This window comes from Pseudomonas sp. YA1, from assembly GCF_058680555.1.
In genome coordinates this window covers 143,293-158,610 of sequence record NZ_JBZWBG010000008.1, presented here as the reverse complement: position 1 = coordinate 158,610, position 15,318 = coordinate 143,293, and the positions used below count along the sequence as shown (strand labels likewise).

General features: G+C 63.5%; 13 protein-coding genes. 5 read left to right on the top strand and 8 right to left on the bottom strand.

From position 1 onward, the window contains the following. Positions 1–68: 68 nt before the first annotated feature. The 3 genes from AC4OR5_RS13345 to AC4OR5_RS13335 form a co-directional block, all read right to left on the bottom strand. Positions 69–1,874: a hypothetical protein gene (locus AC4OR5_RS13345; RefSeq protein ID WP_010895559.1), complete on the bottom strand. Its 1,806-nt coding sequence runs from the start codon at positions 1,872–1,874 to the stop codon at positions 69–71. 518 nt (positions 1,875–2,392) lie between these two features. Beyond that, on the bottom strand, positions 2,393–4,672 hold the full coding sequence (locus tag AC4OR5_RS13340) for a type II secretion system protein GspD (RefSeq protein WP_058160496.1): 2,280 nt from the start codon (positions 4,670–4,672) through the stop codon (positions 2,393–2,395). Continuing rightward, positions 4,656–5,147: a hypothetical protein gene (locus AC4OR5_RS13335; protein WP_023980797.1), complete on the bottom strand. Its 492-nt coding sequence runs from the start codon at positions 5,145–5,147 to the stop codon at positions 4,656–4,658. Before AC4OR5_RS13335 ends, AC4OR5_RS13340 begins: the two co-directional genes overlap by 17 nt. Positions 5,148–5,655: 508 nt before the next feature. Between AC4OR5_RS13335 and AC4OR5_RS13330 the strand changes: the two genes are divergently transcribed. Further along, a complete protein-coding gene (locus AC4OR5_RS13330) occupies positions 5,656–6,510 on the top strand; it encodes a sulfurtransferase (RefSeq protein ID WP_058160497.1) in 855 nt (284 codons plus the stop codon). Positions 6,511–6,531: 21 nt separating this feature from the next. Here AC4OR5_RS13330 and AC4OR5_RS13325 read toward each other — a convergent pair whose 3' ends face one another. Further along, positions 6,532–7,371 (bottom strand): alpha/beta hydrolase family protein, encoded by an 840-nt coding sequence (locus AC4OR5_RS13325; protein WP_058160498.1) that lies wholly within the window; start codon positions 7,369–7,371, stop codon positions 6,532–6,534. Positions 7,372–7,482: 111 nt separating this feature from the next. On the opposite strand from AC4OR5_RS13325, the gene AC4OR5_RS13320 reads away from it, so the two are divergent. The 3 genes from AC4OR5_RS13320 (at position 7,483) to AC4OR5_RS13310 (ending at position 10,257) form a co-directional block, all read left to right on the top strand. Then, positions 7,483–8,076, top strand: coding sequence for a TetR family transcriptional regulator (locus AC4OR5_RS13320; RefSeq protein WP_058160499.1), 594 nt, complete (start codon positions 7,483–7,485; stop codon positions 8,074–8,076). A gap of 221 nt (positions 8,077–8,297) precedes the next feature. Continuing rightward, complete coding sequence (locus AC4OR5_RS13315; protein WP_003082640.1) at positions 8,298–8,777, top strand: hypothetical protein; 480 nt, start codon at positions 8,298–8,300, stop codon at positions 8,775–8,777. Positions 8,778–8,982: 205 nt separating this feature from the next. After that, positions 8,983–10,257: an outer membrane protein transport protein gene (locus AC4OR5_RS13310; protein ID WP_003133490.1), complete on the top strand. Its 1,275-nt coding sequence runs from the start codon at positions 8,983–8,985 to the stop codon at positions 10,255–10,257. Positions 10,258–10,311: 54 nt separating this feature from the next. Here AC4OR5_RS13310 and AC4OR5_RS13305 read toward each other — a convergent pair whose 3' ends face one another. From AC4OR5_RS13305 to AC4OR5_RS13295, 3 genes are all read right to left on the bottom strand, one after another. Continuing rightward, positions 10,312–10,866: a glutathione peroxidase gene (locus AC4OR5_RS13305; RefSeq protein ID WP_003086801.1), complete on the bottom strand. Its 555-nt coding sequence runs from the start codon at positions 10,864–10,866 to the stop codon at positions 10,312–10,314. A gap of 164 nt (positions 10,867–11,030) precedes the next feature. Further along, positions 11,031–12,230 (bottom strand): MFS transporter, encoded by a 1,200-nt coding sequence (locus tag AC4OR5_RS13300; protein WP_003449467.1) that lies wholly within the window; start codon positions 12,228–12,230, stop codon positions 11,031–11,033. 73 nt (positions 12,231–12,303) lie between these two features. Next, positions 12,304–12,753 (bottom strand): MarR family winged helix-turn-helix transcriptional regulator, encoded by a 450-nt coding sequence (locus tag AC4OR5_RS13295; protein ID WP_003082614.1) that lies wholly within the window; start codon positions 12,751–12,753, stop codon positions 12,304–12,306. A 130-nt stretch (positions 12,754–12,883) separates the two neighbouring features. On the opposite strand from AC4OR5_RS13295, the gene AC4OR5_RS13290 reads away from it, so the two are divergent. Further along, complete coding sequence (locus tag AC4OR5_RS13290; RefSeq protein WP_031638239.1) at positions 12,884–14,704, top strand: acyl-CoA dehydrogenase C-terminal domain-containing protein; 1,821 nt, start codon at positions 12,884–12,886, stop codon at positions 14,702–14,704. 30 nt (positions 14,705–14,734) lie between these two features. Here the strand turns inward: AC4OR5_RS13290 and AC4OR5_RS13285 are convergent, their stop codons facing one another. Beyond that, a complete protein-coding gene (locus AC4OR5_RS13285; RefSeq protein ID WP_023106922.1) occupies positions 14,735–15,295 on the bottom strand; it encodes a TetR/AcrR family transcriptional regulator in 561 nt (186 codons plus the stop codon). Between the last annotated feature and the right edge of the window lie 23 nt (positions 15,296–15,318).

Sequence of the window (15,318 nt, the reverse complement as noted above, 5' to 3'; positions counted from 1 at the left end):
TTCTACTTACCCAGTGGAAAAGGAGGCGATCGAGAAGATCGCCTCCTTTGGCCTGCAGCTAAAGTGACTTAGTTGCGGTTGTTACCAGCCTTGTGGTTCTCCGAGGTGGACGAGCCATCTTCGTTGAAGTTGCCTTGGGTGGTGGAGGTCATGTTGGTGATGGTGCCATTGGCAGAGCGGATCAGGCCGAGCGCCTCGCAAGTTGGGAACTCGCCTTCCAGGACCAGACGTGCGCGACCGTTGGCACCGTTCCAGTTGGTACCGTCGATACCGAAGGCCTTGGCTACTTCGGTTACGGTGTACACACCGGTTTCGTGCGCTTTCAGGGCAGTCTTCCCACTCGAGTCGGTCAGGTAGGTGCTGCCAGTCGCCGGATAACGCTTACCGTTCTGGTCGAACAGTACCCCGCGCACCTTGCCGTCCCGACCATCGTCGCTGGTGTTGGTCAGACGAATGAAGAACTGGTCGGAAACATTGGAGCCAGGCAGATTGAACAGACTGGCGACGCAACTGTTCTTCCAGAACTCGTCGAGACGGTTGCCTGCAATGGTACGGTCGACATAGCGTACGTTCTCGAAGTCGACCTTCAGATCACCCACATCGAAACGTTGCAGCGCCTGCATCGGCACGGTGCCGGAAGCCTTCACGCAGACGTTGTAGGTCTGGTTGATATTCGAGTTGTCGAACGATACCGGCAAAGTACCGTTGCCCTGCGCATCCACTACACCTTCGATGGCGGCAGAATTCCAGAGCTTGGCGGCAGACCCCGGATTGGCGGCAAAGGCGGAGCAGTTCCCGGTGGTCAGGCCAATGTCGCTGATCCCGTTGAAGTTACCCGACAGGGTGCTGGTCACCTTGTCGCCACCGGCGAAACCAAACACGGTTCGACCCGCCTCGTTGAGCACATCCGTATTGATGCCGAGCCGTACGGCGCCCAGACGCGCATAGTTGGCACCATAATAATCGGTGTTATCGCCACCGACGGACACCGTGGTATCGAAGGAGCGATCCTGATTGTTCAGGTTCAACGGATGCAGGACGCGATTCTGCCCATACTGGTTGGTGTTGAGAACATCCCAGTAAACCGCGGGCAGCGAAGTGAAAATGGTCAGGGGCGGTGCAGAGTCGTTATTCGCAGGGTTGCCAGCATCGGCGCCAGTGGTGGTATCGAACTGTGCGGAAACCGTGACCTGGAAACGCAATTCGTTCAGCGGGTCGTTCTGCAGGCTCACTTTCGGATTCCAGGATCCAGCCACGAAGGTGGCATCGCCCTGAAGCGGAGCGCGCATGTTGGTGACCTTGGCAGGCTGGCTGTCCTGGCTGCTCGGCTCGCGGAAGTTGAAGAACACCACGTTGCCGCCGGTCGCGGTCTGCTTGATCATGTCGGCACCCGCCTGGTCGAGGCGCAGCTCAAGCGTGTTGTCGGTGGCGCCAGTGCCGCTGGTGATGACGAAGCCGCTACCCGCAGCCAGGGCGCCGATCTTGATCTGGTTGGCGGTCACGGCCTTGGCGAAGCGCACGACGGTACGACCAAGGGTCAGCTTGATGGTGTGGCCCGCAGCGGCATTTCCAGCCTTCACTGGATCGATGGTGTAGGTAACGCTGGGCAGGTCAAAGGTAGTTTCTTCGGACTTGTTGCCGAAAATCTCCTGAGCCAGGGTGATGTTGGCCGCCTTGCTATCGAGGTTGGCACCATTTTCCACACTCTTGCCGACGACATAGTTGGCCTGTCCTGGTCCGTACTGCTCGGTTGCACCAGGCGAGTTCGCCTCCAGAGTGGGGCTTGTGGCAATAGCAACCACTCCGGCAGCGTTCGCGACTCCAGCAAACAGTGCCGAAGCTACAGCGGCGCTGAGTAGTGTTCTTTTGAGCATGAGAAAATAACTCCTTGAAGCGTTTATATTGAGCATTCCAGTCAAGTGTCCATCTTTGGACGACACGCTAATGATCATGTATCGGTAATCAACCAACACATCGAAAGGCCTGACACCATGAATACTTCCAATCATTCCGGTGACACCGATCGAATTGACGCCCAGCCACTACCTGAAGTGGCCACACAGGCACCAACGGATGGCTTTATATAATTGCCAAAGCACCTCAGCAATAGCAAAAAGTGCGTTTTCACCTCTTCCTATTTAATAAATGAATTTTCCTACGGAAGAAGGTAAAAACAAAAACCGTAAAATAGAGAAAATTCTTAAGAATATCCAAGCGATCACGGACAAACGCTTCTAAAAACTGGCTTATACCCAGAAGTAAAAGGCTACTTCTGAGCATTTAGAAAGAAGATTCGCAATAGATTCTTATGGATGGATACGGCCCGGAAAGTTCCAGGCCTATCGGGGACCACGACGAGAGTCGTCTAGATGAGTGTTGCAGGTGACCGACCTCATTCCATACGGCAGGCGCCCGGTCTATCGGAGCAGGCCAGTGTCTTGCTCAGCATGGCGCGCAGCTTTTCCGTCACTTCCCTGGCATCGGCATCACTTTCCAGCACGTAAGGCTGGATCAACATGATGACTTCTTCACGGGTCTTCACGGCTTTCTGGCGTCCGAAGAGGAAACCGATCCCGGGAATGTCCTTCAGGAGAGGCACGCCAGCGTTGGAGTCCGTTATGTTGTCCCGAATCAGCCCCCCCATCAGCACCGACCCACCGCTTTTCAACGTAAGCGATGTTTCCAGCGACGTCCTGGAAATCTCCGGAGCGCTGATTCCTCCGCCACTGGCCTTGCCACCGCCGCCGGAAGAACCGCCACTGTCGCTCAACTCCTGGCTGACCGTAAGATCGACCCGACTATCCGAGTAGACTACGGGGGCGACATTCAAAATTGTGCCGGTAGAGCGGTAGGCAATTTCATTGCGCAGGTTGGTGCTTCCAGCAGTGGTGCTGTCGTCGTTGACCTGAGCCGTTGGGATAGGAATATCCCGACCGACATTGATGTTGGCCTGCTCGCCGCTCTTGACCAAGATACGGGGAGTGGCGAGTACCCGGACTCGTTGATTGTCCGCCATTGCCTGGATGGCTGCGGTATTGCCTCCGGCGGTGTTGATGACGTAGTTGAAGCCTCCTTTCCCGGCGCTGCCCTTGCTTCCGGTCGAGGTCGCGCTATTGAAACTGCCGTTGAGCATCTCCCACTCCACGCCCAACTCCTGGGTGTCGCTGAGACTTACGCTGGCCACCGTCACCTCGATCAATACCTGGCGGGCCGGCTTGTCCATTTCCCGGAGCAAGCCCTGCATCTGCTGCCAGGTACGCGCCGCTCCTCGGAACAAGATGGCGTTTCGATTCTCGTCCTCTACTATGGTGCCGCTGCCGCTGATACCGGCCGCCAAGCCACCGAGCAAACCGTTAGCACTGTCGCCCCCCACCAACGCGGCGGCACCTGCGGCTTGCAGCAAGGGAGCGACCGCCGGTGCCGCGCCATCTTCTCCAGCGCGCCTGCCACCGCCAGATCGCTTGGAAGCGCTGCTTTGCAGTCCGGAGGTGATCCCGTAGGCACCCTCCCCAGCGAACCCCGATACCAATGCCCGCAACGACTTGGCCAGTTCGGTGACACGGGTATTGCGAGCTTCGTAGAAGAACAGCCCTTCCTTCTCCTCGCCGATACCTGCGGCAACCGCCATCGGAGCCCTGTCGACCTGCTGCGCCCACTCGCGCACCAAGTCGAGAAGCTGGCCATCGTTGGCGAAGACGATGAGGCCATTGGAACTTTCCAGCGGTACCAGCATTATGCTGCCGACCGCTTCGCCGATACCGACGCTGTAGCCTTGCGCCGCAATCACGCTCTTGAGTTGACTGGCCATGTCGGCAGCACTGACGAAGGCCGGGTCGATACGCAGGCTGTGACGTCCACGCATGAAAGGTTGATCGAGAAGGCGGACGGCTTCGGTGGCCTGGCTGACGATGGAAGACATGCCCTTGAGCATCAAGCCACTCCGCGCACCATCGGCCATCACGCTCAGGCCGGATTTTTCGTAGGCACTGTTCAACCAGGGAATCACATCCTTGGGGTCGACGCTGTGCAATGCCACGAATTGAAATACCGGCCGATAGGCAATCGGCACACTAGGCCGTGCTTCGCCACTGATGAGAATGGGCGGCTCGTCCGGGCTGAGCCCTACCTGCTTGATCTGGAAGCGATAGATATCGCCTTGGTGGAGTATCTCCACGCCGTAGTTGACGAGCACCTGGCGCGCGACTTCGTAGACCATCTGTGCAGTCTGCGGCTGTTCCAAACGAACGGTCACGCGATCAGTCTTTTCCTTCAGAGCGCTTTCGATCTCAAACGGCAAACCGAGGATGTTGCCGAATACCTCGTTGATGAATGCGGCAAGCTGTACGTCCTCCACGTTCAGACTGATGTCAGCCTTCTTGTCGTCGAGGATCGCCTTGTCCATTCGATCGACTACACCGCCTACGATCGACCGAGGCGATGTGGGCGTGCCACTGAACTCCGTCTTCGGAACAGCCAACGATGCCGGAGCTTTCTTTCCGTCGTCGCTCACCAGGGCTACGCCCTCGGTTGCCTTGGCTTTTTCCGACTTCGCGAGCAATGGTTCGGGAAACTGCAATGGGGAAGTACTGCAACCTGCCAATAGGGCCAGACAGACGACAATGGACAACGGGTGGCGCAAGAAGGCAAAGCTCGGCCTATGGCAAGGGTGCATACAGTTTCCTTTCAAAACCCTGGGTGTTCCCGTCCTGCGAGAACGAGAAGCGGATTCCTTGTTCAGTGATGCTCTCCAGACGCTCGCCGCCAGGCAGAGTGGCGCCCGCCGCAAAACGCCGCAGAGGCCCCTCGGCGCTTTTGGCAACAAGGGCGAAGATGCCGCCTTCATCGCGGACAATGCCGCGTAGCAGCCAATCGACCTTGATTAGCGCCACTCCATCCACGCCCACCGAAACCCGCTTCGATTCAGCTTCGCGCTCCTCGTCCACGGTTCTCCCCCACCACGACATTCCAGCCAACTTGCCGGCAACCGTCGTATCAACCGCAACGGACGGAACTTCCACCAGAACCCACTTCCGGGCTTCAGGAGTGGGCAAGGCGGAAAGATCGGCACTCGGAGCAAAGACAAGTCCGGCAAAGATGGAAGCGACCAGAAGCAGAAGATTCCAGCGAGCAAAGGCATGAGGCGTCATTGGGTTTGCAAATGGCAGGATGGAAAGCGATGAGTTGAAGATGCGGGAAGTGTGGCATTTATAGAAAATTGAAAATCCTGAGTTAGAAGTAAGAAAACTCCCAACTTACAAGTCGTAAAACCCAATCATTTCGAGACTCCATCGCCAGGCATGCAAGGTCCCAACCATTACGGCAGGCGGCCCGGGATGGATAGGCAAGCGGTGCGGTCGGGACAGAGGCGAAAAAAAGCCCGGCGCAAGCGCCGGGCCAAGCCAATCGGACAAGCGTTCCGAGGGATAGAACACAGGAGCGGATACCTCGGAACGAGCCGATTCTGCATGTCTGGACAAATACCTCGCTGCCGGGCGAGGCTGATGACCGAGTAGGAATCTTCCTCGCCTGGAGCCAGCCCTTTCCTTTCGCCATTTCTCCGCCTCGCCGCGCGACGCCGGGATGACGCGACGCGGTCCAAGGGGCATGATCCACCCATCCGCCACCGGCTTTGCTTCCCGACCCAAGGAGTCCGCGATGTCGTCCGCCCAACTGCTGACCGCGCAACAACTGGCCGCCCGCCTCAGCGAACCCGACCTGCTGGTCCTCGACTGCCGTTTCGCCCTCGAAGACCCGTCCTACGGTGCCCGCGTCTATCAGGAGAACCACATTCCCGGCGCGCATTTCGCCGACCTCGAACGGGATCTTTCCGCTCCCGTGCGCAAGGGCGTGACCGGTCGCCATCCGCTGCCGGATCCCGCCGAGCTAGCGCTCAAGCTACAAGCCTGGGGCCTGCGCCAGGATAGCCAGGTGGTGCTCTACGACGACGGCCCCGGCGCATTCGCCGCCCGCGCCTGGTGGCTGTTGCATTGGCTGGGCAAGCGCGACGGGGTCTACCTCCTCGATGGCGGCCTGGCGGCCTGGAAGGCTGCGGGGCTGGCACTGACCAATGGCGAAAGCAGTCTTCGACCCGGCGATTTCCAGGGCCAGCCCGATGCCTCGCTGCTGGTCGACGCCGCCACCCTCCAGGCCCAACTGGGCCAACCCGGACTGGCGCTGCTCGATGCTCGCGCGCAGCCGCGCTTCCGTGGCGAAGTCGAGCCCATAGATCCGGTCGCCGGGCACATTCCCGGTGCCCAGTGCGCCGCCTTCAGCGACAACCTCGGCAGCGACGGCCGCTTCCTTCCGCCGGAACAATTGCACCAGCGGTTCTCCGCCCTGTTGCGCGGTCGCCCGGTGGACGAGCTGGTCGCCTACTGCGGCTCCGGCGTCACCGCCTGCCACAACCTGTTCGCCCTGAGCCTCGCCGGCTTCCCGCTTCCGCGCCTCTACGCCGGCTCGTGGAGCGAGTGGATCACCGACCCGCGCCGCCCGGTCGCCACCGGCGACTGACGCCATACGCTCGGACGCGGCTTACGCCGCGTCGGGCAGCTTCCTGAAGTAGTCGAGCAACTCCTTCTGCAACGCCTCGTTGCGGAACAGCCCGAAATGCCCGACCGCTCCCTCCGACCGCTCCTTGCGACGCAACTCCAGGCGCGCCGCGGCATAGACCTGGTGAAGCTTTTCCGCCGCAGCCCAGGGCACGTAGTCGTCGTCCTCGAACAGGAAGCTGGCGACGGGGATGTCCAGCGCCTCGTAACCCTGCCGCCGCAATTCGAAGCGCGGTGCCAGGAGGTAGTCCGGTTGCCGCACCCAGCGCGCCCAGTCGCGCATGAAATGACTCGGCATATCCAGGCTGCCGAGGCCGAAGAAACGGCTGGGAAAGCGGCGGAGCAGTCCGGTCAGTAGCGGCACCGCCACGCAGAACAGGCCGAACATCTGCCAGCGCTGCCTGCCTCGCCAGCGCCTCCAGTACGGAAACGAACCGGCGACGAACGCGGCGCCGCTCAATCCGCTGGCCTGACCAGCCAGACCGAGCAACTGCGCGCCGATGCTGTGGCCGACGAAATAGCGCGGTAGCTCCGGCGCGCGCGCTCGGCACCAGGCCAGCGCCGCATCGATGTCCTCGCGTCCCCAGTCGGCCAGGCGATAGCTAGCCACGGCAGGGTCGTCGCCTTCGCTGCCGCGGTAGCTGAACAACAGCACCTCGTAGCCGGAAGCCGCGGCCAGGACGGCGAAGCGCTGGTAGAAGGCGCGCCTGACGCCGAGCGCGCAGGCCACCACGATGCTCCCCTGCGCATCGCCGACGGCCGGGAAGTGGTCGCCGGCCAGGCGCACACCGTCACGGCAGGCGATCTCCACTGCGGTACTCATTCGCGCTCTCCTTTTCCGTGCGGGTTCGAGCAGCCGGGACGGACGCAATGCTCGACGGATCGCCAGGCGTGCTAGCATGAACATACCGACGGTATGTAAGAAGGCAACAGTATGAATGTCAAGAGCAGGCAGCAGGAAAATGCCGAGGCGACCCGCGAGGCACTGCTGGAAAGCGCCCTCTCCGCCTTCATCGAACATGGCTATGGCGGCGTCTCCATCGACGCCATCGCCCGCGAGGCGCGCGTGACCAAGGGTGCGCTCTACCACCACTTCGGCAGCAAGCAGGAACTGCTCGCCGAATGCTACGAACGCCAGGTACGGACGATCGCCGAGGACCTGGACAGGGTGCCGGCGCAGGTCGACAAGTGGGCGGAGGCCGCCGCGCTGGCCGAGGCCTTCATCGACAGCGTGATGGCGCGCGGCAAGCGGCAACTGTCGCTGCAGGAGGTGATCACGGTCGTCGGCTGGGAGCGATGGAAACGCATCGACTCGCGCCATACGCTGCGCTACGTCGGGCGCCTGGTGGACGAACTGGCGGCCAGTGGCGAACTCAAGGACTACCGCCGGGAAACCCTGGTCGGCCAGCTCTACGGCTTCCTTACCCAGGCCGCGATGAGTCTTCGCGATGCACGCAACAAGCGGCAAGCGGCCAATGAAGTGAAAGCCATCATCCGCGACTTCCTCTACAGCCTGCGCAGGGGCTGAGAATGCCGCCCAGCACAAGCGAAGCAAGGACGCGCCGGTTTAATTTCCAGCGGGCATATCAGCCGTTCTCTAAAGCTGGAAACAATTTAAAAACAGTCCTTTACAGCTGACTTGTTTCACTACACTTCAAATCAAGCGGCTAAGTCCGCTATCGGCGGGGCCATCGGAATAGAAGCTGCCAAACTGCCCGGCCCCGCCGATCCACCTTGCGCGAGGCCGTCATGGGTATTTCCGCCAACGATCTTTGCCAGCACGTGATACGCCCGACCCTGGACTACCTGTCCTGCCACAGCCCCGCCGCCGAAGCGCTGCTGCTGGGCGCGGCGGCCTGCCAGTCGGCGCTCGGGAGCGCCCTCGACGACCGCCGTGGCCACGGCCTGTACCGCATCGCCAGCGAACGCCACCAGCAGCTCTGGGACCAGTACCTGGCGCTGGACCCGGAGCGCGCCAGCCGGGTCCGCGGCCTGGCCAGCCAGCATGCCTTCCTCGCCGCGCCGCACCTGGAACTGACGGTGAACCTGCGCTACAGCACGGCCATCGCCTGGTCGCTGGTGGAAGCCGCGCGACTGCCGCTGCCCGACCAGCACGACCACCTCGCCCAGGCTCGCGTGTGGCGCCAGGTATTCCAGCCGCACGGTCGCCTGCACGAGTTCATCGACGCCTGGCAACGCTGCATCGGCAGCCTCAGCCAGGTCGCCTGACGGCGAATGGAAAAATCCCGCGTCCAAAACAGACCAACCGGTCAGAAAATTTTTTACATACAGACACGAACGGTTGCGCTACCTTCGCTTCACTGGCACCGGAGCCAACCGCTCTGTTCCGCACCCTGCGGAACTTCGGAACACTGGCGCCGGTCTGGGAATCTTGGTAGTTTGCGCGCCGTTATACACAGGAGTTGCTCCAACAATGAAAACAATATGGTTTAAAACCTCTCTCGCACTGACCATTAGCGCTGTCTCGACCTACACCCTCGCCAACGGCATCGCCATCAACGAACAGAGCGCCAGCGGCGCCGGCACCGCCTACGCCGGCCGCGCCTCGTCCGCGCTCGATGCCAGCACCATCTACGGCAACCCGGCCGGCCTGTCCAAGCTGAAACGCACCGAAGTCAGCGGCGGTCTGGCCATCGTCAAGGCCAAGGACGACATCAGCCAGGCCCACAGCACCGCCCAGGGCAGCAACAAGGGCGACTCGGTACCGCTGGCCGCCGTACCGTTCGGCTACTTCTCCACGCCGATCAACGAAGATTTCACTTTCGGCCTGGGCATCTACGTGCCCTACGGCATCATCAACGATTACGAAAACGGCTTCATGGGCAGTTCCCACGGCTCCTATAGCAAGGTGCAGGTGATCACCGTGCAGCCGACCATCGCCTGGAAGATCAACGACAAGGTTTCCGTCGGCTTCGGTCCGACCTTCAACCGCATCGACGGCCAGTTGAAGAACACCCTGGCCACCAATGGCCTGCTCGGCAGCAACGGCGATACCAAGATCAACATCAAGGGCGACGACACTGCCATCGGCTACAACGTCGGCGTGATGGTCGACCTGACCGACGACACCACCTGGGGCCTGACCTACCACTCCAAGGTCAAGTACCACCTGGGCGGCAACACCGAAGTGAAGAACGCTCCGGGTGCCCTGGGCCTGAACGGCAAGTACGATGCCAAGCTGGACATCACCCTGCCGGAGTCGGTGGATACCTCCATCACCCACAAGTTCGACGACAAGTGGACGGGCTACCTGGGCGCCGTCTGGACCCGCTGGAGCCGCCTGGAGAAGATCGAAGTGCGCAACAGCGGCGTACCGGCGCTCGGCCAGGCCCTGGGCTTCAACACCATCGGCGAAGACCTGAACTGGCGCGACACCTGGTCCTTCTCGGTAGGTACCTCCTACCAGGCCACCCCGGAGTGGGTGCTGCGTACCGGCTTTGCCTACGAGCCCTCGCCGACCACCAACGAGGACCGCAACGTGCGCATCCCGGTGGGCGACCGCAAGGTCTTCACCGTTGGTGCCGGCTGGTCGCCGAACCAGGACCTGACCGTCGACGTGGCCTACGCCTACCTGTGGGAAACCACTGCCGGCGTCAACCAGGAAGGCAGCGCCCTGCAGCCGGCCTACAGCGCCAAGTACGACAACAGCGCGCATGGCCTGACCGCCCAGGTCACCTATCGCTTCTGATCGCACGCGCCAACGAAGAAGCCGGGCATTGCCCGGCTTTTTCATGCCTGCTCCTCAGGGCTGGCTGGCGATGGCTTTCTCGATGGCGGCCTGGAGCTGCGGATCGTCCGGGGTGGTCTTGCTGGAGAACTGCGCGACCACCCTGCCCTGGCGATCCACCACGTACTTGTAGAAATTCCAGCGCGGCGCCTGGCCGCTCTGCTCGGCCAACTGGCGGAACAGCGGGATCGCCTCGTCGCCGCGCACGTGCTGCGGCTGGGTCATGGCGAAGGTCACGCCGTAGTTGCCATAGCAGATCTTCGCGGTCTCGGCGGTATCCGCGGCTTCCTGCTTGAAGTCGTCGGAGGGTACCCCGAGCACTTCCAGGCCCTGCCCCTTGTAGCGCTGGTAGAGCGCCTCAAGCCCCTTGAACTGCGGGGTGAAGCCACAGTGGCTGGCAGTGTTGACCACCACCAGCGGCTTGCCGGCGTAACGTTGGCAAAGATCGATGCTTTCCTTGGAACGCAGCTTGGTCAACTGGCCCTGCAACAGTTCCGGGCAATCGGCGGCCCAGCCGCTCAGCGGCAGCCCGGCGAGCGCCAGGGCGGACAACAGCACGCGAGGTTTCATGGAATGGCTCCTTGGCGACGAATGTCCCAGCTTACCCTTCCCCGCGCCTATCGCCACCTATCAGCATGCGCCCATGCCCAGTTCCAGCAGCGCCAGTCCGCCACGCTGCCAGCCCCACCAGGCGAGTCCCAGCAGCGCCCCGGCGGCGAGCAGCCAGGCCAGCTTCACGCCGCGCCTCCGGCCACCTGCAGGCGCGCCACCGGACGCTCGCGCACCGGCCAGTTGAGCAGCGCCGCGAGCAGGCTTAGAAGGATCGACAACTGCCAGACCAGGTCGTAGCTGCCGGTGCGGTCGTAGACCACCCCGCCCAACCAGCCGCCGAGGAAGGCGCCCAACTGGTGGAAGAGGAACACGATGCCGCCGAGCATCGACAGGTTGCGCACGCCGAACAGGGTCGCCACGGTGCCGTTGGTCAGGGGCACCGTGGACAGCCACAGCAGCCCCATGGCCACGCCGAAGGCGTAGGCGCTGTAGACGCTCAGCGGCAGCCAGAGAAACAGCACGATCACTACCCCGCGCACCAGGTACAGCGCGGTCAGCAGGCGCGGCTTCGACCAGCGCCCGCCGAGCCAGCCGGCGATGTAGGTGCCGAACACGTTGAACAGCCCGACCAGCGCCAGCACCGTGGTGCCGACCTGCGCCGGCAGGTGCTGGTCGACCAGGTAGGCCGGCAGGTGTACGCCGATGAACACCACCTGGAAGCCGCAGACGAAGAAGCCCAGCGCCAGCAGCCAGAACCCGGAATGCGCGCAGGCCTCGCGCAGCGCTTCGCCGAGGCTCTGTTCGTGGCCCTGCGGCGGCAACGGGCGATCCTTCATCAGCCCGGCCAGCGGCACGATCAGCGCCACCAGCAGGCCCAGGGCGAGCAGGGCCGAGGACCAGCCCAGCCAGCCGATCAGGCCGAGGGTACCGGGCAGCATGGCGAACTGGCCGAAGGAGCCGGCCGCGCTGGAGATACCCATCGCCATGCTGCGCTGCTCCGCCGGCACGGCGCGGCCGACGGCGCCGAGGATCACCGAGAACGAGGTGCCGGAAAGGCCCAGGCCGATCAGCAGGCCGGCGCTCAGCGACAGTCCGGTGGCCGACTGCGAGAGCCCCATCAGGACCAGGCCGAGGGCGTACAGCAGGCCCCCCACCAGCACCGCCCGCGCCGCGCCGTAGCGGTCGGCGAGCGCCCCGGTGAACGGCTGGGCCAGGCCCCAGACCAGGTTCTGCAAGGCGATGGCGAAGGCGAAGACTTCGCGGCCCCAGCCGAAGTCGGCGCTCATCGGCGCGAGGAACAGGCCGAAGCCATGTCGCACGCCGAGGGACAGGGCGAGGATCAGGGCTCCGGACAGCAGGATCCAAAAGGCGGCACGCGGCATGGGTCGCTCCATCTACGGGTATATACCCGCTTTGTCGTGAACGAAGCGCCTCGGCGAGAGGCTTCGTCGGTTGTCAGTCCAGTCGCTCCAGTTCCACCAGCAACGCCGCCAAGGCGCCGCTGCGCTCCTCGCCAAGGCGCCCGGCGAGACGCCGCTGCGCGTCTTCCCAGGCCGGCGTTCCGCGCTCCAGGGCATCCAGCCCGGCAGGCGTCAGCTCGACCAGGCGGTTGCGCTGGTCCTCGCCACCGGTCAGGCGCAGCAGGCCGTCGCCTTCCAGCACCCGCAGGTTGCGACCGAGGGTGCTGCGGTCGAGTCCCATGGCTTCGGCGAGTTCGGAAATGCTCGGCCGGTCCAGGCGCCGCAGGTGCCGCAGTAGGGAAAACTGCGCCACCTTGAGGCCGGTATCGGCCAGCGCCTCGTCGTAGAAGCGGGAAACGCTGCGGGCGGCGCGACGCAGTTTGGTACAGAGGCATTGGGTCGGTAGCATGGATGCGTGTATATACCCGTACCTCTCGTCGGTCAAGCGGATTGTCCGAACTGCCAACGCCGTCTGTTGCCCCTGCCAAGGCCGGACGCCGGGCGCTGGCCTATAACTCGCGCTGTCAGCGGCGACCGGGAGCACTCGGCGCCCTCCATCCATCGCCGAGGTAGCCATGCCCGTTTACAAAGCCCCGCTGCGCGACACGCGCTTCCTGCTCAACGAAGTCTTCGATTTCCCCGAGCATTACCGCAACCTGGTCAACGGAGCCGAAGCCACGCCGGACATGGTCGATGCGATCCTCGGCGAATGCGCGAAGCTCTGCGAGGAAGTGATCGCCCCGCTCTACCACAGCGGCGACGAGGAAGGCTGCCACCTGGAGAACGGCGAAGTACGGACGCCGAAGGGCTACAAGGAAGCCTACGAGGCCTATGTCGCCGGCGGCTGGCAGGGCCTCTCGCACCCAGTGGAGTACGGCGGCCAGGGCCTGCCGATGAGCCTCGGCGCGCTCAAGCAGGAGATGATGGGCACCGCCAACTGGCCGTTCTCCATGTATCCCGGCCTCTCCCTCGGCGCGATGAACACTCTGATGCAGCACGGCACCGAGGAACAGAAGCAGACCTACCTGGCTCCGCTCACCGAAGGCCGCTGGGGCGGCACCATGTGCCTCACCGAGCCGCAGTGCGGCACCGATCTCGGCCAGGTGAAGACCCGCGCCGAGGCCAACCCCGACGGTAGCTACGCCATCAGCGGGACGAAGATTTTCATCTCTTCCGGCGAACACGACCTCACCGAGAACATCGTCCACATCGTCCTCGCCCGCCTGCCGGACGCACCGAAGGGCACCCGCGGCATCTCCCTGTTCATCGTGCCCAAGTTCCTTCCCGGCGAAGGCGGCGCGCTCGGCCCGCGCAACGGCGTGAGTTGCGGCGCGCTGGAGAAGAAGATGGGGATCAAGGCCTCGGCCACCTGCGTGATGAACTTCGACGGCGCCACCGGCTTCCTCATCGGACCGCCGAACAAGGGCCTGGAATGCATGTTCACCTTCATGAACAGCGCCCGCATCGGCACCGCCATCCAGGGCGTGGCCACCGCCGAGCTGGCCTACCAGGGCGCCCTCGCCTACGCCCGCGAACGCCGCTCCATGCGCGCGCTCTCCGGGACCAAGGAACCCGACCAGGTCGCCGACAGCCTGATGCACCACGGTGACGTGCGGCGCATGCTGCTGACCCAGAAGGCCATCGCCGAAGGCGGCCGGGCGCTGGTCTACCTGGCCACCCAGTACGCCGACCGGATGATCCAGGGCATCCTCAGCAACGACGACGCCGAATACGAACGCTGGGACGACAAGCTCGGCTTCCTCACGCCGATCCTCAAGGGCTGCCTGACCGAACTCGGCCTGGAAAGCGCCAACCTCGGCATGCAGGTGTTCGGCGGCCACGGCTATATCCGCGAACACGGCATGGAGCAGATCGTCCGCGACGCGCGGATCGCCACCCTCTACGAAGGCACCACCGGCATCCAGGCCCTCGACCTGCTCGGCCGCAAGGTCCTGCTGATGACCCAGGGCAAGGCCGTGCGCGACTTCACCAGGGGCGTGGCCCGGTTCGCCGTCGACCTGCTGAAGAACGAGCCGCGCATGCGCGGCCGCGCCCTGGTGCTGCTCAAGCTCTGCGCCCAATGGAACCTGCTGACCCTGCGCATCGCCCTCAGCGCGCGCAAGCAACGCGATCTGGTGAGCACCGCCAGCCACGACTACCTGATGTTCTCCGGCTACGCCACGCTGGCCTATTCCTGGGCCCTCCAGGAAGCCGCTGCGCGCCGGCGGCTGCGCCAGGGCGGCAGCGAGTCGGCGGACTTCTACAAGGCCAAGATCGCCACCAGCGAGTTCTACTTCGCCCGCCTGCTTCCGCGCGCCAAAGGCCACGCGGCGGCGATGGCGAAGCCGACCGGTTCGATCATGGACCTGAAGAGCGAGCACTTCGCCTTCGACTGAGGCGACCACCCGCAGCGCGCCAGCGGAGCCTCAGTCTCCGCTGGCGCCAGCCGGGGTCAGCAACAACGCACGAACGTCGTCGAGCATCGAGTCCCACTCGTCCTGGCCAATGTCCATCAGGCGGAAGTAGCGCAACATGAAGGCGCCCTCCACCGCCAGGAACGCCAGGCGCGCACGGCGCCCCTCGGGTGCGGACAGGTCCAGGCCTTCCAACCGGCTGCGATACCACTGGTTGCTGCCCTCCAGGTGCTCGGGCGTCTGGATCAGCGCCGCCATCAGCGCCGCCGCCTTGCTGCTGGACAACTCGTCCGAACGCTGGGTCGCCTCGGCATGCGCGCGAACCCGCGTCAGCGGCGTCGGCTGCTTCCCCGCCACCGCTTCGAACAGGCTGTCGTAGGCCTTGCCCCAGCGCTCGAAGATCGCGTCGATCAGCGCGTCCTTGGTACCGAAGCAGTACTGCACGCCGCCCTTGGTGATGCCCATCTCCTTCGCCACCGCATCGATGGTCAGGCCGGCCGCGCCCTCGCGGGCGATCACCGCCTCGGCGGCATCGAGCAACTGGTCGCGGTCGATCGTTCGTCGGCGTCCCATGGCTACCTCTTGAGTTTGAATCC

Excerpts from the sequence above, each read along its gene's own strand:
- AC4OR5_RS13285 (WP_023106922.1), bottom strand. The coding sequence starts at position 15,295 with ATGGGACGCCGACGAACGATCGACCGCGACCAGTTGCTCGATGCCGCC.
- AC4OR5_RS13310 (WP_003133490.1), top strand. The coding sequence starts at position 8,983 with ATGAAAACAATATGGTTTAAAACCTCTCTCGCACTGACCATTAGCGCT.
- AC4OR5_RS13345 (WP_010895559.1), bottom strand. The coding sequence starts at position 1,874 with ATGCTCAAAAGAACACTACTCAGCGCCGCTGTAGCTTCGGCACTGTTT.
- AC4OR5_RS13300 (WP_003449467.1), bottom strand. The coding sequence starts at position 12,230 with ATGCCGCGTGCCGCCTTTTGGATCCTGCTGTCCGGAGCCCTGATCCTC.
- AC4OR5_RS13325 (WP_058160498.1), bottom strand. The coding sequence starts at position 7,371 with ATGAGTACCGCAGTGGAGATCGCCTGCCGTGACGGTGTGCGCCTGGCC.
- AC4OR5_RS13330 (WP_058160497.1), top strand. The coding sequence starts at position 5,656 with ATGTCGTCCGCCCAACTGCTGACCGCGCAACAACTGGCCGCCCGCCTC.
- AC4OR5_RS13305 (WP_003086801.1), bottom strand. The coding sequence starts at position 10,866 with ATGAAACCTCGCGTGCTGTTGTCCGCCCTGGCGCTCGCCGGGCTGCCG.
- AC4OR5_RS13290 (WP_031638239.1), top strand. The coding sequence starts at position 12,884 with ATGCCCGTTTACAAAGCCCCGCTGCGCGACACGCGCTTCCTGCTCAAC.
- AC4OR5_RS13340 (WP_058160496.1), bottom strand. The coding sequence starts at position 4,672 with ATGCACCCTTGCCATAGGCCGAGCTTTGCCTTCTTGCGCCACCCGTTG.
- AC4OR5_RS13320 (WP_058160499.1), top strand. The coding sequence starts at position 7,483 with ATGAATGTCAAGAGCAGGCAGCAGGAAAATGCCGAGGCGACCCGCGAG.
- AC4OR5_RS13335 (WP_023980797.1), bottom strand. The coding sequence starts at position 5,147 with ATGACGCCTCATGCCTTTGCTCGCTGGAATCTTCTGCTTCTGGTCGCT.
- AC4OR5_RS13315 (WP_003082640.1), top strand. The coding sequence starts at position 8,298 with ATGGGTATTTCCGCCAACGATCTTTGCCAGCACGTGATACGCCCGACC.